The organism is Pseudomonas sp. TWR1-1-4, from assembly GCF_049897165.1.
In the GTDB taxonomy this organism is placed as follows: domain Bacteria; phylum Pseudomonadota; class Gammaproteobacteria; order Pseudomonadales; family Pseudomonadaceae; genus Aquipseudomonas; species Aquipseudomonas canadensis.
Genome location: NZ_JAFCVS010000002.1, coordinates 614,722 through 634,454, shown reverse-complemented (window position 1 = coordinate 634,454; position 19,733 = coordinate 614,722). Strand labels below are relative to the sequence as shown.

The 19,733-nt window shown below is 62.0% G+C and carries 15 protein-coding genes; 7 read left to right on the top strand and 8 right to left on the bottom strand.

Annotation, left to right across the window (positions count from 1 at the left end; genetic code table 11):
• The first annotated feature begins 96 nt into the window (after positions 1 to 96).
• Genes treS through ACP7C6_RS07675 form a run of 3 tightly spaced genes read left to right on the top strand, consistent with a single transcriptional unit; the run spans position 97 to position 6,896 of the window.
• A complete protein-coding gene (gene treS / locus ACP7C6_RS07685) occupies positions 97 to 3,444 on the top strand; it encodes a maltose alpha-D-glucosyltransferase (protein WP_068937889.1) in 3,348 nt (1,115 codons plus the stop codon).
• Positions 3,441 to 5,678 carry a 1,4-alpha-glucan branching protein GlgB gene (glgB, locus tag ACP7C6_RS07680; RefSeq protein ID WP_426108562.1) on the top strand — a complete coding sequence of 746 codons (2,238 nt, stop codon included), beginning with the start codon at positions 3,441 to 3,443 and terminating at the stop codon, positions 5,676 to 5,678. The genes treS and glgB overlap by 4 nt, the downstream gene beginning before the upstream one ends.
• 51 nt (positions 5,679 to 5,729) lie before the next feature.
• Complete coding sequence (locus tag ACP7C6_RS07675) at positions 5,730 to 6,896, top strand: diguanylate cyclase (RefSeq protein ID WP_426108561.1); 1,167 nt, start codon at positions 5,730 to 5,732, stop codon at positions 6,894 to 6,896.
• A 196-nt stretch (positions 6,897 to 7,092) separates the two neighbouring features.
• Here ACP7C6_RS07675 and ACP7C6_RS07670 read toward each other — a convergent pair whose 3' ends face one another.
• The 3 genes from ACP7C6_RS07670 to ACP7C6_RS07660 all read right to left on the bottom strand — a co-directional run bounded on the left by ACP7C6_RS07670 (position 7,093) and on the right by ACP7C6_RS07660 (position 11,573).
• Positions 7,093 to 9,273 carry an ATP-binding protein gene (locus tag ACP7C6_RS07670; RefSeq protein ID WP_028615956.1) on the bottom strand — a complete coding sequence of 727 codons (2,181 nt, stop codon included), beginning with the start codon at positions 9,271 to 9,273 and terminating at the stop codon, positions 7,093 to 7,095.
• Positions 9,274 to 9,425: 152 nt separating this feature from the next.
• Entirely contained in the window at positions 9,426 to 10,277 is an 852-nt protein-coding gene (locus ACP7C6_RS07665; RefSeq protein WP_028615957.1) for a CAP domain-containing protein, read from the bottom strand.
• A gap of 81 nt (positions 10,278 to 10,358) precedes the next feature.
• Positions 10,359 to 11,573 carry an MFS transporter gene (locus ACP7C6_RS07660; RefSeq protein WP_426108560.1) on the bottom strand — a complete coding sequence of 405 codons (1,215 nt, stop codon included), beginning with the start codon at positions 11,571 to 11,573 and terminating at the stop codon, positions 10,359 to 10,361.
• 112 nt (positions 11,574 to 11,685) lie between these two features.
• Here ACP7C6_RS07660 and ACP7C6_RS07655 point away from each other — a divergent pair, with 112 nt between their 5' ends.
• Positions 11,686 to 12,594 (top strand): LysR family transcriptional regulator, encoded by a 909-nt coding sequence (locus tag ACP7C6_RS07655; protein WP_068937885.1) that lies wholly within the window; start codon positions 11,686 to 11,688, stop codon positions 12,592 to 12,594.
• Between the two features lie 20 nt (positions 12,595 to 12,614).
• On the top strand, positions 12,615 to 13,283 hold the full coding sequence (locus ACP7C6_RS07650; protein ID WP_426108559.1) for a GNAT family N-acetyltransferase: 669 nt from the start codon (positions 12,615 to 12,617) through the stop codon (positions 13,281 to 13,283).
• A gap of 64 nt (positions 13,284 to 13,347) precedes the next feature.
• Here ACP7C6_RS07650 and ACP7C6_RS07645 read toward each other — a convergent pair whose 3' ends face one another.
• Positions 13,348 to 13,941 (bottom strand): TetR/AcrR family transcriptional regulator, encoded by a 594-nt coding sequence (locus ACP7C6_RS07645; protein ID WP_028615961.1) that lies wholly within the window; start codon positions 13,939 to 13,941, stop codon positions 13,348 to 13,350.
• 69 nt (positions 13,942 to 14,010) lie between these two features.
• On the opposite strand from ACP7C6_RS07645, the gene ACP7C6_RS07640 reads away from it, so the two are divergent.
• Positions 14,011 to 14,610: an NAD(P)H-dependent oxidoreductase gene (locus ACP7C6_RS07640; RefSeq protein WP_028615962.1), complete on the top strand. Its 600-nt coding sequence runs from the start codon at positions 14,011 to 14,013 to the stop codon at positions 14,608 to 14,610.
• A gap of 1 nt (position 14,611) precedes the next feature.
• On the opposite strand, the gene ACP7C6_RS07635 is transcribed toward ACP7C6_RS07640, so the two are convergent.
• The 4 genes from ACP7C6_RS07635 to ACP7C6_RS07620 all read right to left on the bottom strand — a co-directional run bounded on the left by ACP7C6_RS07635 (position 14,612) and on the right by ACP7C6_RS07620 (position 18,727).
• Entirely contained in the window at positions 14,612 to 15,001 is a 390-nt protein-coding gene (locus tag ACP7C6_RS07635; protein ID WP_028615963.1) for a hypothetical protein, read from the bottom strand.
• A gap of 32 nt (positions 15,002 to 15,033) precedes the next feature.
• Positions 15,034 to 16,290: a 3-phosphoshikimate 1-carboxyvinyltransferase gene (aroA, locus tag ACP7C6_RS07630; protein ID WP_311892155.1), complete on the bottom strand. Its 1,257-nt coding sequence runs from the start codon at positions 16,288 to 16,290 to the stop codon at positions 15,034 to 15,036.
• 536 nt (positions 16,291 to 16,826) lie between these two features.
• Entirely contained in the window at positions 16,827 to 17,381 is a 555-nt protein-coding gene (locus ACP7C6_RS07625) for a UPF0149 family protein (protein ID WP_236321826.1), read from the bottom strand.
• Positions 17,382 to 17,479: 98 nt separating this feature from the next.
• On the bottom strand, positions 17,480 to 18,727 hold the full coding sequence (locus ACP7C6_RS07620) for a chloride channel protein (protein ID WP_426108558.1): 1,248 nt from the start codon (positions 18,725 to 18,727) through the stop codon (positions 17,480 to 17,482).
• A 192-nt stretch (positions 18,728 to 18,919) separates the two neighbouring features.
• On the opposite strand from ACP7C6_RS07620, the gene ACP7C6_RS07615 reads away from it, so the two are divergent.
• Complete coding sequence (locus ACP7C6_RS07615; RefSeq protein WP_426108557.1) at positions 18,920 to 19,732, top strand: crotonase/enoyl-CoA hydratase family protein; 813 nt, start codon at positions 18,920 to 18,922, stop codon at positions 19,730 to 19,732.
• Position 19,733: the final 1 nt, after the last annotated feature.

Genomic DNA, 19,733 nt, shown 5'->3' with positions numbered 1-19,733 from the left:
CCCTGGCGTCGCTGCATGGCTCAAGTACGCCATCGCCGGCAAGCCGGCTCCTACAGTGACCGCGTTTCTCCCGTTCGAATATTCCAGGAGTTTCCAATGGCGAAGAAGCCCAACGCTGCCACCTTCATCAAAGACCCGCTCTGGTACAAGGACGCGGTGATCTACCAGGTTCATGTCAAATCCTATTTCGACTCCAATAACGACGGTATCGGTGATTTCCCGGGCCTGATCGCCAAGCTCGACTACATCGCCGACCTGGGCGTGAACACCATCTGGCTGCTGCCGTTCTACCCCTCGCCACGTCGCGACGATGGCTATGACATTGCCGAATACCGTGGTGTGCACAGCGACTACGGGACCATGGCCGACGCCAAGCGCTTCATCGCCGAAGCGCACAAGCGCGGGCTGCGGGTGATCACCGAATTGGTGATCAACCACACCTCCGACCAGCACCCCTGGTTCCAACGCGCGCGCAAGGCCAAGCCAGGCTCGGCGGCGCGGGACTTCTATGTGTGGTCGGATGACGACCAGAAATACGACGGCACGCGCATCATCTTCCTCGACACCGAGAAGTCGAACTGGACCTGGGACCCGGTCGCCGGCCAATACTTCTGGCACCGCTTCTATTCCCACCAGCCCGACCTCAACTTTGACAACCCCCAGGTGATGAAAGCTGTGTTGTCGGTGATGCGTTACTGGCTGGACATGGGCATCGACGGCCTGCGCCTCGACGCCATCCCGTACCTGATCGAGCGTGATGGCACCAACAACGAAAACCTGCCTGAGACTCACGACGTGCTCAAGCAGATCCGCGCCGAAATCGATGCCCATTACCCCGACCGCATGCTGCTGGCCGAAGCCAACCAGTGGCCGGAAGACACCCAACTCTACTTTGGTGACAAGAAGGGCGATGACGGCGACGAATGTCACATGGCCTTCCACTTCCCGCTGATGCCGCGCATGTACATGGCCCTGGCCCAGGAAGATCGCTTCCCGATCACCGACATCCTGCGCCAGACCCCGGAGATTCCCGCCAACTGCCAATGGGCGATTTTCCTGCGCAATCACGATGAACTGACCCTGGAAATGGTCACCGACAAAGAACGCGATTACCTGTGGAACTACTACGCCGCCGACCGGCGCGCGCGCATCAATCTCGGCATTCGCCGCCGTCTGGCGCCGCTGATGGAGCGTGATCGCCGGCGTGTCGAGCTGCTCAACAGCCTACTCTTGTCGATGCCTGGCACGCCGACCCTGTATTACGGCGATGAAATCGGCATGGGCGATAACATCTACCTCGGCGACCGCGATGGCGTGCGTACGCCGATGCAATGGTCCATCGACCGCAACGGCGGCTTCTCCCGTGCCGACCCGGCCAGCCTGGTGTTACCGCCGATCATGGACCCGCAATACGGCTATCAGTCGGTGAATGTCGAGACCCAGGCCCAGGACCCGCATTCGTTGCTGAACTGGACCCGGCGCATGCTGGCGGTGCGCAAACAATCCAAGGCGTTCGGCCGTGGCAGCTTGAAAATGCTCTCGCCGAGCAATCGCCGCATCCTGGCCTATACCCGTGAGTTCACCGGTGAAGACGGGCGCAACGAGATCATCCTCTGCGTGGCCAACGTGTCGCGCAGTGCCCAGGCGGCCGAGTTGGACCTGTCGGCGTTTGCGGGCATGGTGCCGGTGGAGATGCTCGGCGGTAATGCCTTCCCGCCCATCGGCCAGCTGAATTTCCTGCTGACCCTGGCGCCTTACGGCTTTTATTGGTTTGTGCTGGCGCCGGAAAACCAGATGCCCAGCTGGCATGTGGAACCGGCCCAGAGCATGCCTGACTTCACCACCCTGGTATTGAAAAAGCGCATGGAAGAATTGCTCGAAGAACCTTGCCGCGCCTCCCTGGAACAGACCGCACTGCCGGCTTGGTTGCCCAAGCGCCGCTGGTTCGCGGGCAAGGACACGGCCATCGACAGTGTGCGCATTGCCTACGGTGTGCGCTTTGGCGATCCCCAGCATCCAGTGTTGCTCAGCGAGCTTGAAGTGACGGCCGGTGGCCAGGTCAGCCGTTATCAGTTGCCGTTCGGCTTCCTCGGTGAAGACCAGTTCACCAGCGCCTTGCCGCAGCAATTGGCCTTGGCCCGTGTACGCCGAGTGCGTCAGGTGGGGTTGGTAACCGATGCCTTCAGCCTCGAACACTTTATCCGCGCCGTCATCCAGGGTTTGCAGGCGGGTACCGTGCTCAACACCAACGAAGGCGAACTGCGCTTTGCCGCAACGCCGCACCTGGCCAAGCTGCAGCTGACGGATGAGTCCGAAGTGCGGTACCTGTCGGCCGAACAGTCCAACAGCTCGGTGGTGGTGGGCGAGAGCCTGGTGCTCAAGCTGATCCGCAAAGTCGCCTCCGGCGTGCACCCGGAACTGGAAATGAGCGCCTACCTGACCGAAGCCGGCTACCCGAATATCTCGCCGCTACTGGGCTCGATGATTCGCCACGACGCCGAAGGCCAGGACAACCTGCTGATGATTGCCCAAGGCTACCTGAGCAACCAGGGTGACGCCTGGAGCTGGACCCAGAACAACCTGGAACGGGCTATCCGCGACGAACTGGCCGAAGCCATCTCCGAGCAGGAACAGCACTACAACGCCCTCGGCGAGCTGGCGGATTTTGCCGGGTTGCTCGGCCAACGCCTGGGTGAAATGCACCTGGTGCTCGGCGCGAAAACCAGCAACAAGGACTTCAAGCCCGAAGCCACCACGGCCAAGGACACCCAGGCCTGGGCGAAAGATGTCGGCGCGCAGTTGGACCGCGCGTTGCAACTGCTCAAACTTCATCAAAGCCAGTTGAACCCCACGGATCAAGCGCTGGTCAGTGAATTGCTGGCGCAGAAAAAAGCCATTGCCAGCCATGTGCAGGCCTTGGCGAAAGCCACGGCTGGCGGGTTGCGTATTCGGGTTCACGGTGATTTGCACCTGGGCCAAGTGCTGGTGGTGAAGGGCGATGCCTACCTGATCGATTTCGAAGGCGAACCGGCAAGGCCATTGCATGAACGACGCGGCAAGCACAGCCCGTATAAAGATGTGAGCGGCGTGTTGCGCTCCTTCGACTACGCGGCAGCCATGGCCTTGAATGTACAAGGGGTGGACCATTCGCCCGAAGCGGACCAGGCGCGCAAACGCGTGACTGACCGTTACCTCAAAGAAGCACGCCAGGCCTTTATCCAGGCTTATCAGTCCGCTACGTCTACACTGGCGCATGACTGGCAGGATGCCAAAGGGCAGGACGCAGCGCTGACATTGTTCAGCCTGGAGAAGGCTGCGTATGAAGTGGCCTACGAAGCGGAAAACCGCCCGACTTGGTTGCCGGTGCCCTTGCAAGGGTTGCACGGACTGTTGAGCGGGCTTGCACCTATATCGAAAACTGCACGCGGTGGGGAGACGTCATGAGCTTTACAAATAAAGAACCGCTGCAACCGAAGTTGACTGCATTGCCGGCGTCCAAGGACGTCGAAGCGCTGGTACGCGCCGAGCACCATGACCCGTTCTCGATTCTCGGGCCACACGATGATGAGCACGGCGGCCAGTTTATCCGCGCGTTCCTGCCGGAGGCCTTGAGCGTCCAGGTGCTGGCGCGCGACAGCGGCGAGCCGATCGGCAGCCTGGACGCGAGCCAGGTCCCGGGGTTGTTTGTCGGGCAATTCAAGACCCGGCAGCCGTACCTGTTGAAAATCCAGTGGGCCGGCGGTGAACAGATCACCGAAGACCCTTACAGCTTCCAACAACTGTTGCTCGGTGAAATGGACCTGTACCTGTTCGCTGAAGGCAATCACCGCGATCTCGGCAGTTGCCTGGGGGCCCAGGTGACCAGCGTCGATGGCGTTGAGGGTGTGCGCTTCGCCGTGTGGGCACCGAATGCGCGGCGGGTCTCGGTGGTGGGCGACTTCAATATCTGGGACGGTCGCCGGCATCCGATGCGCCTGCGCCATCCTTCCGGCGTGTGGGAGATCTTTATCCCACGTCTGCAGCCGGGTGCGGCCTACAAGTACGAAGTACTCGGCGCCAATGGGATCCTGCCGCTCAAGGCCGACCCCGTGGCGTTGGCCACTCAACTGCCCCCCGACACGGCTTCGAAGGTTGCCGAGCCCTTGCAGGTGGACTGGCAGGACCACGAATGGATGCAATCGCGAGTCGAGAAGCAGAAGACTACCGCACCGCTGTCGATCTATGAGTTGCACGTGGGTTCCTGGCAGGTCGAGCTGGACGAGGCGGGCGAAGTGGCACGCCAGTACAACTGGCGCGAATTGGCTGAGCGCCTGATTCCCTATGTGCAGCAGTTGGGCTTCACCCATATTGAGCTGATGCCGATCATGGAGCACCCGTTCGGCGGCTCCTGGGGCTACCAGGCCTTGTCACAGTTCGCACCGACGGCACGCTTCGGTTCGCCGCAGGATTTCGCCTATTTCGTCAACGCCCTGCATCAGGCCGATATCGGCGTGATCCTTGACTGGGTGCCGGCGCATTTCCCCACCGACACCCACGGCCTGGCGCAATTCGACGGCACGGCGCTGTACGAATATGCCAACCCGCTGGAAGGGTTCCATCAGGATTGGGACACGCTGATCTACAATCTAGGCCGCACAGAAGTGCATGGCTTCATGTTGGCGTCGGCGTTGCATTGGCTCAAACACTTCCATATCGATGGCCTGCGCGTGGACGCCGTGGCTTCGATGCTCTACCGCGACTACTCACGTAAAGCCGGCGAATGGGTGCCGAATCGCCATGGCGGTCGCGAAAACCTGGAAGCCATCGACTTCCTGCGTCACCTCAACGATGTGGTCGCTATCGAGGCACCCGGTGCCCTGGTAATCGCCGAGGAATCCACCGCCTGGCCCGGCGTCAGCCAGCCCACACAGCAAGGCGGCCTGGGCTTCAACTACAAATGGAACATGGGCTGGATGCACGATTCCCTGCATTACATCCAGCAGGATCCGGTGTACCGCGCCCACCATCACAACGAGCTGAGCTTTGGCCTGGTGTATGCCTGGTCCGAACGTTTCATCCTGCCGATCTCCCATGATGAAGTGGTGCACGGCAAGCATTCGCTGATCGACAAGATGCCTGGCGACCGTTGGCAGAAGTTCGCCAACTTGCGCGCTTACCTGGCGTTCATGTGGATGCACCCCGGCAAAAAGCTGTTGTTCATGGGCTGCGAATTCGGCCAATGGCGCGAGTGGAATCATGATCAGCAATTGGATTGGTACCTGCTGCAGTACGCCGAACACAAAGGCGTGCAGAAGCTGGTGGGCGACCTCAATCGCCTGTACCGCGAGGAGCCGGCCCTGCATGAGCAGGACGACGCGCCCCAAGGCTTCCAGTGGCTGATCGGTGACGACGCGATCAACAGCGTCTACGCCTGGCTGCGCTGGAGCAAGGACGGCAAGCCGGTGTTGGTGGTGGCCAACTTCACCCCGGTGCCACGCGAGGGTTACGCCGTCGGCGTGCCGTTTGGTGGGCGCTGGAGTGAAGTGATCAACAGTGACGCGGACATGTACGCAGGCTCCAATTACGGTAATGGGGGCGAGGTGTTTACCCAGGATGAACCCAAGCACGGGCAGCCGGTGTCACTGTCGTTGAATCTGCCGCCACTGGGCGTGCTGATTCTGCGGCCGGAATCGCTTTAAAGGCTCTAGCGTGCTGGATTCTGTTGTCCGCACTACTGGCAGGGTGCCACAATGACGCCTTTGTCGTGGCAGTCGAATCAGGCGAAACTCATGAATGGCCTTGGGCGTGGGCAGGACCAGGATTGCTTTATAGAGGAGCAGGTGCGGACCGACCGTTTGCACCAGCTGTTCCGGCAGTCATTTGCTGCGATTTTCGGCAGTTACCTGGCCGCGGTGATGCTGTGCTGGTTGTGCTGGGATCGGTTTGACCATCAGGTCATCCTGGTCTGGCTGGCGGTATTGGCGGTGACTTCCCTGGTTCGTATCCAGATGTTCATGGAGTGGTTTCGCTGTCCCAATGCCGAGCGTACGCCGGACCGTTGGGAGCGCCGTTACTGGGTTACGCTGATGCTGTCTGCCGCAACCTGGGGAATCGGTGCGTTGGCGGTCATGCCCACCGATGATCGATTGTCCCAGGTGCTGGTGATGCTGTTTACGGTGGGCATGTCGGTCAGCGCCGTGTCCTGTTACTCGGCTTATCGCTACATGACCTTGGCCTCCATGGCTGTGGTGCTATTGCCGTGCACCGTGTGGCTGCTGTTCCAACCATCCTCGATGCAAGTGGGCATCGCCATTGCGGTGCTAGTGTTCTCCACCTTTGTGGTCAGCGCCACGCGCAAGCTGTCGGATGCCTTGGAAAAGGCCTTTCGCCTGACCCGTCAGATGGAGCGGGCCCACAACATCTCCACCCGCACCGCACAGACCGACGAACTCACCGGCCTGATGAACCGTCGTGCCTTTTTCGAACGTGCCCAGGTCTTGTACGCACAATGCCGTCACGATCAACAGCCATTGTGTGCATTGATGATGGACATGGACCACTTCAAGGAAATCAACGATACCTACGGCCACCAGGCCGGTGACCAGGTGCTACGCCAGATTGGTGGGGTGATCAGTGCCTCGTTCCGCCAGGCCGACGTGTACGGGCGCCTGGGCGGCGAGGAATTTGCGGTGTTGCTGCCCAATACGTCGCTGGAAACCGCGCGGGACATTGCCGAGCAGTTGATCAAGGCCATCTCAGGCCTGGCCTCCGAGCCGGTGCATGGTCTGAGCGCCAGCCTCGGCGTGGCCTCCACCCATACTCAGGACCAAGACCTGCACGGCTTGATGAACACAGCTGACAAGGCGCTGTATCGTGCCAAGGCCCAGGGGCGTAATCAGGTGGCGGTGGCCGAGTAGGGCGCTGAATTGTGGTTTTGGTTGTGCTGTGGTTGTGGTGAGCTGGCTTCTGTGGTGAGCGGGCTTGTCCCGCGCTGGGCTGCGAAGCAGCCCCAACAAGATCACCGCATTTTTTTCAGACACACCTTGGCGTTTGGTTTTAGGGCCGCTTCGCAGCCCAGCGCGGGACAAGCCCGCGCACCACAGAAGCCAGCTCTTAGGACATCGCCTTGGCAAGCGCCCGGGCAACCTGGTCGGCGGAGTAGGGCTTGGGCAGGAACTCGAACCCTTCATAACCACTTTCGGCCAGTTCCTCGCTGTAGCCGGAGGTGAGCACCACCGGTAAATCCGGGCGCCGTTGGCGCAATACTTTAGCCATCGCTACGCCCGTCATGCCGGGCATCACCACATCCGAAAAAATCCCATCGAACGCCAGGGCGTCCGCACCGGCCAATGCGAGCGCCTGCTCCGCATCGGTGGCCCAGGTGGTCTGGTAACCCAGGTCCTGCAGGATCTGGTTGGCGAAGCGGCCCACTTCGAGGTTGTCTTCCACGATCAGGATATGGCGCAGCGTTATGTCCTGGCCCGGCAGGGGGTCCTGCAGGCTTTGCTCGTGTGATATCACCTGCGCCGCCACCTCTGGCAGGTACAGGGTAAACTGCGTGCCCTGGCCCGGATGGCTCGCCACATCGACGTTGCCGCCGGACTGCTTGGCAAAGCCGAACACCTGGGACAACCCCAGGCCAGTGCCTTTGCCGACGGCCTTGGTGGTGAAGAACGGTTCGAAAATGCGTTCCAGCGTCTCGCCGGGAATGCCGCTGCCGGTGTCGGCCAGGGCGATGCTCACAAAGGGTTGGCGGCTTTCCTCGTCGCCACGGATGCGCGGCATGGTGTCCACCGTGGCCACGCGCAAGGTGAGGGTGCCTTGCCCGTCCATGGCGTCCCGTGCATTCAGGGCGATATTGATCAACGCGGTTTCAAACTGGCTGGCGTCGACACGTACGTGGCAAGGACGCTCGGGCAATTGCACCTGCACATGGATACGTGCGCCGGTGACGCTTTCGAGCATTTCGCCGATGTTCTTGACCCGCAGACCTACATCGAAGACTTCCGGGTTGAGTGGCTGGCGTCGGGCGAAAGCGAGCAGTTGGCTGGTGAGTTTGCTGGCGCGCTCGACGGTGTCGGAAACGGCGCTCATATAGCGTTGGCGCCGCTCCTCGGACAAGCCCGGTTGGCGCAGGAAGTCCACCGACGAGCGGATGATGGTCAGCAAGTTGTTGAAGTCATGGGCCACGCCGCCGGTCAATTGGCCGATGGCTTCCAGCTTCTGGGACTGGTGCAACGCCGCTTCCGCCTGGGTGAGGGCGAGGGTGCGCTCGTGCACCCGTTGTTCCAGGGTGGCATTCAGCTCGGTGAACGCCGCCAGGCCCTCGCGTACGGCGGCGTCGGCGCGCACCCGCTCGATATGCGCCCAGGAACGCTCGGTGACTTCCCCGACCAGCGCCAGGTCGTAGGGCGCCCAGACGCGTGCTGTCTTGTGGTGCACTGCCATCAACGCGGTCAGGCGGCCGTCCTTGATCAGTGGGAAGCATACGGTCGCCAGTGCGCCCAGGGCTTGGTAGCTGGCGGCTACCTCCGGCGGAAATTCGACGCGGTTGTCCTGCACCACCAGCGGTTCTCCGGCACGTAGTTGCTGCACGGCCCGCGCGCCGAAGGACGCCAGGCTGTAGCGCCCGACGATGCTCGGCGAGCCGGGCGCCGCCCAGTTGCCGCGAATGGTAAAGCCGTCTTCATCGGCGTCCATGTCGGCATAGGCGCAATTGGAGACGTGCAGGTGCTCGGCCAACAGGCGCGTGGTGGTGGACATGATGCTTTCGGCGTCGGTGGCATTGGCCACGGCACTGCCCACGGCGTCCAACACCGCCAGGCGGCGGTTGAGGAACACAGTGGCGGTGGTTTCGGTGACGGTATCCAGCATCCCGACAACCTTGCCATCTGGGTCGCGGATGGGGCTGTAGCAAAAGGTGAAATAGGCTTGTTCAAGGCCAGCGCCGCGCTCTATCAGCAGGGGGAAATTTTCGATATAGGTGGCATGCCCCTCAAACGCCGCATTGGCGATGGGACTCACGTCGGCCCAGACTTCATGCCACACCTCACTGAATGGACGACCGAGTGCAAAAGGTTTGTCGCCAAGGATCGGAATGAACGCGTCGTTGTACAACGTGGTCAGGTGAGGCCCCCAAATGATTGATTGTGGGAAGCTCGACGCAAGACACAGCGCCACGGTGGTCTTGAGCACATCCGGCCACTGCTCCAGTGGTCCCAGGGGTGTGCTGGCCCAATCGTATTGGCGAACCTGCTCAGCCATGTCGCTGCTGCTTTGCAGCCAATTCATCATTGCGATAACACCTTGTCTGCCACGGTCTGTTCACTGCCTGGAAGGGACGGCCCAACAAGCAACAGACCGGAATGCCCGCTGGCAGTTCAGCGGGATTATCGCGGTGATAGCAATTTGATGCACTGTCCGTTTGAGGGGATGTGCAGGTGGGCCTACTGGGCGCCAAAAACCCCCGTCCAGTAAATCCCCGCATCACTTTTCGGGTCCATGGCATAGGCCGCACCCAACTCGCGAAATTGCGGGTTCATCAGGTTGGCGCAATGGCCCGGACTGGCGAGCCAACCGTCGACAACCTTGCGTGGTGTGTCCAGGCCGGCGGCGATGTTTTCGCCGATGTTCTTCGCAATGTACCCAGCCAGTTCAGCGCGGTCGCCGGGCGTGCGGCCGTCGTGGTCGAGGTGATCGAAGAAATTGCCGTTGGCCATGTTGCGCGTGTGGCTGTTGGCGGCGCCGGCCAGGTCGTCATTCCAGGACAACGGCGTGGTAGCCGTGAACGCCTGGGTGCCGCACTGGCGTGGTTGTGAGCGCGCGGTGTTGATCAGGTTGAGCAGTTGCTTGCCTTCGGTCTGCCAATCGCCCAGGCCACTGGTGAGCAGCGGGCGGGCGAGCACGATGCGCCAGTCCTGGCCGCTGTTGCTCACGCCGATATCGACAAATTGCGGGTCCAGCACCACGCGGCAGAAACTTTCGCGCACCGCCTTCATGGCTGCCTGGGCATCCTTGGGCCCCGACAGGCTGATGGCCTGCACATTGACCATCGGGTACGCGGCCCGCGCCAGCGCCTGCTGCAGGTCGCCCACGTTGGTGGCCGGCAGCACCAGCCGGGTGTCGCTGGCCAATGGCGGCAGTTCCTGAGAACCCTGGTCGCCGCAGCGTTGCACCTGGCTGCGGTATTGGTTGATCTGTTGTACCAACTGACTTTCTTCATTCGCCATCGCGCTGGCGCAGAACACCGTAGTGGCGGCCAGCGTCGTAAGACCCATCATCAATGACAGAACGCGCATGGACGTTACCCTTGAGCTTGAAAGTGCCCATGATGCGCGATGTAACCCGGTCTGGTGCAACGCCTTTTTTGTTTTTTTGCCTCAATGGGTGTTCTGCAGGGGGTTGAAGGCACTGAATCGGCGCCATGCCATCACCCATGCCAGCAGGATCAAGGCCAGTGCGACGCCGAACGTTGCATGCATGCCATAGGCCACGGATTGGGGGAGCGCACGGGTAACATCCGGGCTGGCCCAGGCGAACACCGCGCCCAGCGCCCAGGCGCCGACAATCAGCCCGAGGTTGCGTGACAGGTTCAACAGGCCCGAGACCGTGCCACGCCGCGCGGCCTCCACGTCGCTCATCACAGCGGTGTTGTTGGCGGCCTGGAACAGGCTGTAACCCGTGGTCAGGATCACCAATGCGCTCAGGTAAGCGAACAGACCCGAAGTGCAGGACAACAGCAGCGCGCCACAGGCCATCAGGCCCAGGCCGGCCAATGTCATGCGCGGGCTGCCAAGGCGGTCGGTGAGCCTGCCGGCGGGGACGCCGCTGATGGCCGCGACACAGGGCCCGACCGCCATGGCCAGGCCCATCCATTCGGGATCGAGTCCCAGGCCTCGGGACAGATAGAACGGTCCGACCACAAACGTGGCCATGATCACGGCGGCGACCAGGGCACTCATGGCCAGGCCGGTGAGCAGCGACGCATCTTTTAATGATGCCCGGAAACTTGAGCCATCGCGGGATGCCACGCGGGGCCGGTCAATCGGCAGATAGCGGTAGCCAAGGGCGACGGCCACCCCTCCCAATGGCATGCCTATCAGGAAAATCGCCCGCCAGCCCCACATACTCAGTAACACACCGCCAACACTGGGGCCCATTGCAGTGCCGACGGCGGACATCGTGCCCAGCAAACCCATCACGCGGCCGGTACGCTCCTTGGAAACAGTGTCTGCGACCATGCCGAGGGCCATCGCCATCATCACGGCTGCGCCGAGGCCTTGCAGTACGCGTGCTGCAACCAGCCACGCAAGGGACGGCGCCAAGCCGCACAACCCGCACGCCACGGCGAACAGCAGCAACCCGGCAAGCAACAATCGCCGCCGCCCGAACCGGTCTCCCAGGCGTCCGGCACTCACAATCACCGCCGTGATCGCCAACAGGTAAGCCAGCACCACCCACTGCACCGCGTGGAAAGAGGCATCAAACGCCCGCGTCAGGCTGGGCAGGCCGACATTGGCGATGCTGGTGCCCAGCGAGGCCAGCAACATGGACAGGCACAGGCTGATGAGGCTGCCGCGTGAACGGGTAGACATGGCAAATCCTTGAGTAATGGCAACTGTCACAAATCTACGGCGTCGCCTAACATGGCGGAAGATGCATGGATTTCAGTTAATAGATGCATACAACGCCTTATAAGGAACGCGGATGCCCGATCTCAATCTGCTGATCACCTTGGATGTGCTGCTCGCCGAAGGCAGTGTCGCGGCTGCGGCCAAACGCCTGCGCCTGAGCCCTTCGGCCATGAGCCGCGCCCTGGCCCGATTGCGCGAGACCACCGGCGATCCTTTGCTGGTACGCGCCGGTCGCGGCCTGGTGCCCACGCCCAGGGCGGTGGCGTTGCGTGAGCAGGTAAGCCGCTTGGTGCAAGAGGCCAATGCCGTGCTGCGTCCCGTGCAATCCCTGGACATGGCCCAGGTGGCGCGTACGTTCACCCTGCGCACCAGCGAAGAGTTCGTCGAAAATTTCGGCCCGGCATTGCTGGCGCGTATCGCTGAGCACGCGCCCGGTGTGCGCCTGCGCTTCATCAACAAAACCGACAAGGACAGCACCTTGCTGCGTGAGGGGCGCGTCGACCTGGAAACCGGCGTGGTCGACCCAACCGCCAGCCCGGAAGTGCTGACCCAGGCGCTGTTTCGCGATCGCTTGGTGGGTGTGGTACGCAGTGGCCATCCTCTCAGCCGAGGTGACGTCAGCGTTGAACGTTACGCCGCAGGCCGGCACGTCTACGTCTCCCGACGCGGTCAGGACCGCGGCCAGATCGACGACATGCTCGAAGCCCAAGGCCTCACGCGACAGATCAATACCGTCGTCGCCGGTTTTGCCACAGCCATCGCTCTAGCCCGCGACACCGACCTGATCGCCAGCGTGCCGGAACGCTATACCGCCCACCAACGCGAGGGCTTATGCAGCTTTGCATTGCCGCTGGCGTTGCCCACCTTCACCGTGTCGATGCTCTGGCACCCCAGGCTGGACGCTGACCTGGCCCATCGCTGGTTGCGCGGATGTTTGCGTGAGGTGTGCGGGCTGCAACAGGTACAATCGCCGCTGCCTTGACGCTAAACCCAGGAATTTGCATGTTCAGCCTTACCCGCTACACCACACCGTGCCCCGAGCCCATCAATGCTCAGATCCTGCAGATGGTGGTGGACAACCTCACCGACATCAGCAGCGTGGCGCTGCCGCCGAGCAACCTGCTGTACAACATCTACCAGTACGCCATTGGCTTTGAGGTGCACCTGTACCTGGAAGCGTTGAACGGTGCCAAAGGCATTGCCGTCGAATTGGTGGTGGCGATGGAAGAGGAAAAGCTGATCGGCTTTTGCCTGTACCTGCCGGTGAAGGATGACCCAGAAGCCTGCGGTATCGCGTTTATGGCCGTGCAGGTTGGCCACCGGCGCCAGGGTGTGGCACGCGCAATGATGGGTGATGTGCTGAGCCGATATCCCCATGCGGAGCTGGCGTGCTCAGTGGAAAAAGTGCCGGCGTTCGAGGGCATGGGTTTTCATGTGCGCGGCGCGCGGGGCACCCAGGTGCTGATGAACACACGGGACTACGGCACGGACGGCTTGATGGGCGTGCTGGATGTGGCGGCGATCTACAGCTCATTGGAGGTGCGGCAGATTCATACCTATCTGCTGCAAAAACATGGCAAGCGCGCCATGGTGGATGCCGAGAAACAGCGGGATCGGCATCTTGATCAACTGGCGCACAAGGTGCAGGTGTTTATACAGAATCGGGGCTGAAGCACACGCCGTACTCAGGTAAACACCCGTCGCGCTGGTTTATTCCTCATCCGTCAAAAATCATTTAATCGCGGCCGCGATTGACCATCGCCAGAATGGTTGCCAATAACTCCTGCTGCGCCTCTTCGCGGCTGATCTCACCGCTGGCCGCCGCCTGGGACAGCGCCTCCGCCGCCCCCAACATGCCGCGCAGTCCCGCCTGGGATATGCGGCCAAAGGGCGACAGCGCGTCACGGCATTTATCGAGGAAGATCGCCTCGTACTGGCGCTTGAGGGCTTCCAGTTCCGGCGAACTGCTGAGGGCCGCAATCACCCCTGGGATTTCCCGACCCTGCAACAGCACGCAATCCACATAGGACGCGGCGATCACCCAGGCACGGTCGTCAAGGGTTGCGTTGCTGGCCGCGATGGCGCTGGCAAAGACCTGGTCCTGACGCGCATCGAAATCTTCATACAACGCGGCCAGCAACCCGGCGCGGGTGACGAAGTGGTCATAGACCACCGGTTTGGTCACCCCCGCCAACTCCGCCAGGCGGCCGAGTGTGAGGGCTTCGGTGCCTTCATCGCGCACCAGTTGCCACGCTACGTCCAGCAGTTGGCGCAGGCGATCTTCGCGAGACAGGCGACGACGAGGAGCGGGGGACGCTGTGCTTGACATGCTTATATACCAAAAGTAACTTACTAAACGTAACTTAAGCCCAGCGTAACCTCTCAGGGAGTCAATGTCATGCACGCACTCATCGTTGTTGCTCACCACGACCCGCAATCCCTCACCCACAGCGTGGCCGCCCAAGTCGCCGCCGGCCTTGCTGCGTCGGGCCACACCTTCGAAATGGCCGACATCGCCGCCGAAGGGTTCGACCCGCGCTATAACGCAGCCGACCATCGGGTACACCGCATGCGCGCCACGCCACCGGCGGACGTACTGGCTGAACAAGCCCGTATCGACCGCGCCGATGCGCTGGTGCTGGCATTCCCTATCTACTGGTGGTCCATGCCGGGCCTGCTCAAAGGCTGGATCGACCGCGTGTTCATCAACGGTTGGGCGATCGATTACGGTCCCGATACGCCGGTGGTGAAGAAATTGCGCCACTTGCAGGTACACCTGCTGGCCCTGGGCGCTGCCGACGACGGCGCGTTTGATCGGCACGGCTACGCCAAGGCCATGCGCACGCAAATTGACTACGGGATCTTCGATTACTGCGGCGCGCAGGTGGTCACGTCAGCGCTGTTGCTGGATTCGGAAAGCGGCGGGGCGCAGGCGCATCTGGAGACGGCCCGGGCCTTGGGCGAGGGACTGTTTGAGACCGAGACAGTCGCCGATTGATTCAACCTTCGCGAAACAAATCGTGGGCGTCGAGCAGGCGGTAAGCGATTTCCGGCTGATTCTCCAGGCCTCGACGGATCGCGGCCGGGATCGATTGGCGAGTCTTGCGGCACAGGCCCGGTAGCTCGTCGATGACGATCTGGATGCCACGCATGCTCTTGACCTCGGTGTGACCCGGCGCGATATGCACGCGGATGCCCAATTGCTGGTACATCAGCTGTTGCATGCGTTCCAGGTCTTGCAGGCTCTTGAGGTGTTCAAGGCGGTCGAGCAGCTTCTTTTCTTCCTGGCGCGTCAGGTTAAGGATACGCAGGTCGGCGCCTGGTGCTTGCAGCAGCTCTTCGCGGTCGCAGACGCAGGCGCCGGGTGGGCAGGGTTGGCGGATTGTCATGTGCAGTGCCTCCCCATTCCGACGCCGAGCCCTCAGTAGCTCAACTGAACCCCAAGACTGCCCAGGGCCTTCCAGTAATCAGGATAGGTCTTGGCGACGCAGTCCGGGTCCTGAATGCGAATCCCCGAGACCTTCAGCCCGGCCAGGGCAAAGCACATGGCGATGCGGTGGTCGGCGTGGGTGTCGATCAGCGCGTTGCAGGCGGTGCCGGCCAGGGCGGGGTCGCTGGCTACCAGCAGGTCGTCGCCTTCGATGGTCGCCAGGCCAGGGCGGATCTCGTTGAGGCCGTCATGCAGCGCCTGTACGCGGTCGCATTCCTTGACCCGCAGGTTGGCCAGTTCAGTGAAACGCACAGGTGTGTTGTTGAACGCCGCGAGCACTGCCAGGGTGGGGATGGCGTCTTGCATTTGCGAACCGACCACCGTGGCCTGCATGTTCGGGAACTGCGCGATCACGGCCTGGGCCTTGGCGTCCGGCTGGGTGAAATCCTGCGCGGCCACGCCGATGTCGATGCGGCCACCGGTCAACACTTCAGCGGCCCACAGGTAGGTGGCGGCAGAGGCGTCAGGTTCGATCAGGTAGTCGTGGGCGGTGTAGCCGGTCGGGGCCACGCGCCAGGTGGTATCGTCGACTGCTTCGACTTTGGCACCGAAGGCGCGCATGCAGTCCAGGGTCAGGTCCACGTAGCCACGGGCACCGATGTCCTTGCCGGTCAGCGCCACTTCAATCGGCGCTTCGCCACAGGCCGCGAGCATCAGCAAGGCTGACACGTACTGGCTGGAAAGGCCGCCGTCGATCTCGAAACGCTTGGCTTTGATCTTGCCGACGCCGTGCACGGTGACGGGTGGGCAACCGGTGGGGCTGTCGACCTGGATGCCGTTCTGGCCGAGGGTTGCCAGCAGCGGGCCGATCGGGCGTTTTTGCATGTAGTCGTCGCCGTCCAGCACCACGATGCCTTCCACGGTGGCCACGGCGGCAGTGAGGAAGCGCATGGCGGTGCCGGCGTTGCCGAGGAACAGTGGCTGTGGCGGCAGTTGCAGTTTGCCTTGGCCGGTGACGACGAAGGTGGTGTCGTCGGGTTCGTCGATGGTCACGCCCATTTGGCGCAGGGCTACGGACATGTGGCGGGTGTCGTCGCTCTTGAGTGCGCCGCTGAGGCGGCTGGTGCCTTTGGCCAGTGCGGCGAGCAGGAGGGCGCGGTTGGTAATGGATTTGGAGCCGGGGGGCGCGACCTTGCCATTGAGGGGGACGTTGGGCGGGGTGACGGTCACGGTTTTCTGCGAACTCAAGGTACAGGGCTCCTGATTCAAGGCACGGACGGCGGGCGGAGTTGAATAATCGGGTATAGATGTGGTGCTTGTCGAGCTTGGGGTCATGGGCGCTGATATTTACTGGGTGTATATCGTTCCAACTGTGGGAGCTGGCTTGCCTGCGATGGCGTTTGTTCGGTGTACATATCCGTTATTTGGGTAGCGGCGGCTTAGGGTTCCGCCCTTACGGCGGCTCACTTTTGAACAGCGCAAAAGTAAGCAAAATGCTCTTGCCCCAACACTCGGCACCTCGCTTAGGCTCGGTGTGCCGTAACGAAGGCTTGAATCCGTGGGCCGCCGCGATGGGCCATCCTTGGCCCAGCGCGGCTAACCCGGCGTCCTGCCGGGTTACCCACGGATTCAAGCCTGCGTTCGGCCAGCGTGTTTGACGGGGCGCCTAAGATCAAAATCAAGATCAAGATCAAGAGCGACTCGCTTCGCATCGTGGATACGCTTTTCGTTTTCTGTAGGAGCCGGCTTGCCGGCGATGCAGGCGCCTCGGTCCCTGCAGGCTGTTATCGCTTCGCCAACCAGTAATCATGCAGTGCGCGCGCTGCCGGTTCGATTTCGCCGACGCGTTGCTGGTGTGCTTGCACATCGAGGTCGGCCGGGAGTTCGAAGTTGTCTTGTTCGGCGCACCAGGAGATTTTTTCCAGCCGTGCAGCCTGTTCTGCCGGCAGTTCCGGCCAGTTGCCGATGGCGGCGCCGCGGATGTAGCCAAAGCACCATTCTTCGGCAAGGGTCACGGTGTGGCCTTGGTGTTCGGTTTCGTCGAAGCGGGCGTTGAAGCCGGCGGCGTCGGTCGCCAGTTGTGCGGCCAGGGTGTTGAGGTGGCGCACGCACAGTTCGAGGAAGCTTTGCGCTTCGTCCATGTTGTCCCATTCCGGGTTCTGGCCGCCCCAGATCGCGGGGAACCACTCGGCCACGTCCACCTGGGCTGGGCTGGAGACCAGCGCGGTGAAGTAGCCGTCGAGTTCGGCCAGGTTCAGCACCGAGTGGTCGTCACCGTACTTGAGCAGGGTGTTTTCGATGAATTCGAATTCGGCGGCGGTGAGGGGTTGGGCGTGCATGGGGCATATCCTTTAAACGTCGAGCGCCGGGAATGGGGCGGCTTAAAGCGCGAAGGATGGCGTGTGTGCCGGGTTTTATCCAGCTTTTTGCAGCGTTTTTACCCGCGCCGTTGGCACAGCTTGCTCACACACATCGAACCCACCACGGCCAGGATGATCGGCACCATGAAGTCGTGGTCGATGCGAGTGAACTCCGCCACCAGCACAATCGCAGTCAACGGCATGTTCATGCTGGCGGCCAGGAAGGCAGCGGCGCCGATGATTGCGAATGCGCCCAGGGGCACGCCGGGCCAGACCAGGCTCCAGGCGCCGCCGAGGATGATTGCCAGTAAGGCGCCATTGGCCAGGCCTGGGGTGAGCAAGCCGCCTTCGGCGCCGGCGCGCAAGCTGCTGGTGGTGATCAGTACTTTGACCACCAGCAACAACGCCGCCAGGCCTATCGTCAGTTCATTGTCGAAACCCAGCTGCGCCGGGCCTTTGCCATTGCCGAGGATTTGCGGCAACAGCATCGCCAAACCGCCGATCAGGGTGAAGTTGATCAATGACAGCACCGGCAGGCGCCAGCCCCTGGCGGCATTCGCTCGCGCCTTGCCGGTGAGTCGCGTGAAACCGTACGCCGCCACGCCGAAGATCGGGCCGCAGACCACCGCCCAGGCAATCAGGGCAGGGTTCAACACGAAGTGCGGGACTGCATATTGCGATTGCGCACCCAACCCGATCCACGCCACCGAGGCTGCAATCGCTGAAGTCGCCAACGCAATCACCGCCGCCGGCCAACTGAACGCGCCCACCAGCACTTCCAGCACGAACACCGCGCCACCCAGCGGTACGTTGTACACCGCGGCCAACCCGGCACCGGCACCGCAGGCGACGATCAGGCGATGCATCTGCGGGTCGAGTCCAGCGCGCAGGGACAACCAGGTGGCGGCCAACGCCCCGACTTCCCGCGGCGCCACTTCACGCCCCAGGGGCGAACCCAGGGCCACGCTGATGATCTGCAGCAAGGCGTGGGCGAGGGTGGTCTTGGGTGGCATGATCGGCATCTTCTCCGACACCGCTTGCTTGATGCTCACCAGCGGCCTGCCGTAACGATAAATCGCCCACCAGCCCAATCCCGCCACCAGGCCGCACACCACCAGCACCAGCAGCCGCCGCTCAGGCGGCGCCGCCGTCACGCCCAGCAGGAAGGTTTCATGGCTGACCAGGCTGTCAAGGCTATAACCGTAGGCCAGGTGCTGGATACCATGCAGCAGCAACGCCAGCAACATCCCGCCCAATCCGGCGCCGATGCCGGTCAGCACGACCACCAGAGCGAGAATCAAGGATGAGCGAAACGGGGTCGGCATAGGCAGCTCCAGGCAATGGCCCTGATTGTATAGCCGATAAATCGGCTGCCCTGGATGAAATGTATTGGCGCTGCATGAACCGCACGCCCACAACATTCCATTACCTTTGCCCGTCCCGTTTTTGGCCGATGTGCCGTCACGTTCCCTTGTTATAGTTCGGGCCTTATCACTCGCCAGTCAGGGATCACTGCCATGTCCGAATACCAAGCTTTCGTCGTCGAACTCACCGGCAACGTTGCCCATGTGCAGATCAACCGCCCGGAAAAGATCAACGCGATGAACGCGGCGTTCTGGACCGAAATCATCGACATTTTCCAGTGGGTCGAAGACACCGACGCCGTGCGCGCCGTGGTGCTGAGTGGTGCCGGGAAGCATTTCTCTTCCGGCATCGACCTGATGATGCTGGCCTCGGTGGCCAATGAATTCGGTAAGGACGTGGGCCGCAATGCACGCTTGCTGCGCCGCAAGATCCTTGAGCTGCAAGCCTCGTTCACTGCGGTCGACAACTGTCGCAAGCCGGTGTTGGCGGCGATCCAGGGTTACTGCATCGGTGGCGCAATCGACCTGATCAGCGCCTGTGACATGCGCTACGCCGCCGAAGACGCGCAATTTTCCATCAAGGAAATCGACATCGGCATGGCCGCTGACGTCGGCACCCTGCAGCGCCTGCCGCGTATCATCGGCGATGGGATGCTCCGTGAGCTGGCCTACACCGGCCGCCAGTTCGGCGCCGAGGAAGCGCGCAGCATCGGCCTGGTCAATCGCGTCTATCCCGATCAGGACAGCCTGTTGGCCGGGGTAATGGAGATTGCCCATGAAATCGCCGCCAAGTCGCCGATTGCCGTGGCCGGCACCAAGGCCATGATCAGCTACATGCGTGACCATACGGTCAATGACGGCTTGGAATACGTTGCCACCTGGAACTCGGCTATGTTGCAATCCAACGACCTGCGCGTGGCCATCGCGGCCCACATGAGTAAGCAGAAACCCGAATTCGTGGATTGAC

Coding starts and splice junctions, on each gene's coding strand:
- treS (WP_068937889.1), top strand. CDS start 97: ATGGCGAAGAAGCCCAACGCTGCCACCTTCATCAAAGACCCGCTCTGG.
- glgB (WP_426108562.1), top strand. CDS start 3,441: ATGAGCTTTACAAATAAAGAACCGCTGCAACCGAAGTTGACTGCATTG.
- ACP7C6_RS07675 (WP_426108561.1), top strand. CDS start 5,730: ATGACGCCTTTGTCGTGGCAGTCGAATCAGGCGAAACTCATGAATGGC.
- ACP7C6_RS07670 (WP_028615956.1), bottom strand. CDS start 9,273: ATGATGAATTGGCTGCAAAGCAGCAGCGACATGGCTGAGCAGGTTCGC.
- ACP7C6_RS07665 (WP_028615957.1), bottom strand. CDS start 10,277: ATGCGCGTTCTGTCATTGATGATGGGTCTTACGACGCTGGCCGCCACT.
- ACP7C6_RS07660 (WP_426108560.1), bottom strand. CDS start 11,573: ATGTCTACCCGTTCACGCGGCAGCCTCATCAGCCTGTGCCTGTCCATG.
- ACP7C6_RS07655 (WP_068937885.1), top strand. CDS start 11,686: ATGCCCGATCTCAATCTGCTGATCACCTTGGATGTGCTGCTCGCCGAA.
- ACP7C6_RS07650 (WP_426108559.1), top strand. CDS start 12,615: ATGTTCAGCCTTACCCGCTACACCACACCGTGCCCCGAGCCCATCAAT.
- ACP7C6_RS07645 (WP_028615961.1), bottom strand. CDS start 13,941: ATGTCAAGCACAGCGTCCCCCGCTCCTCGTCGTCGCCTGTCTCGCGAA.
- ACP7C6_RS07640 (WP_028615962.1), top strand. CDS start 14,011: ATGCACGCACTCATCGTTGTTGCTCACCACGACCCGCAATCCCTCACC.
- ACP7C6_RS07635 (WP_028615963.1), bottom strand. CDS start 15,001: ATGACAATCCGCCAACCCTGCCCACCCGGCGCCTGCGTCTGCGACCGC.
- ACP7C6_RS07625 (WP_236321826.1), bottom strand. CDS start 17,381: ATGCACGCCCAACCCCTCACCGCCGCCGAATTCGAATTCATCGAAAAC.
- ACP7C6_RS07620 (WP_426108558.1), bottom strand. CDS start 18,727: ATGCCGACCCCGTTTCGCTCATCCTTGATTCTCGCTCTGGTGGTCGTG.
- ACP7C6_RS07615 (WP_426108557.1), top strand. CDS start 18,920: ATGTCCGAATACCAAGCTTTCGTCGTCGAACTCACCGGCAACGTTGCC.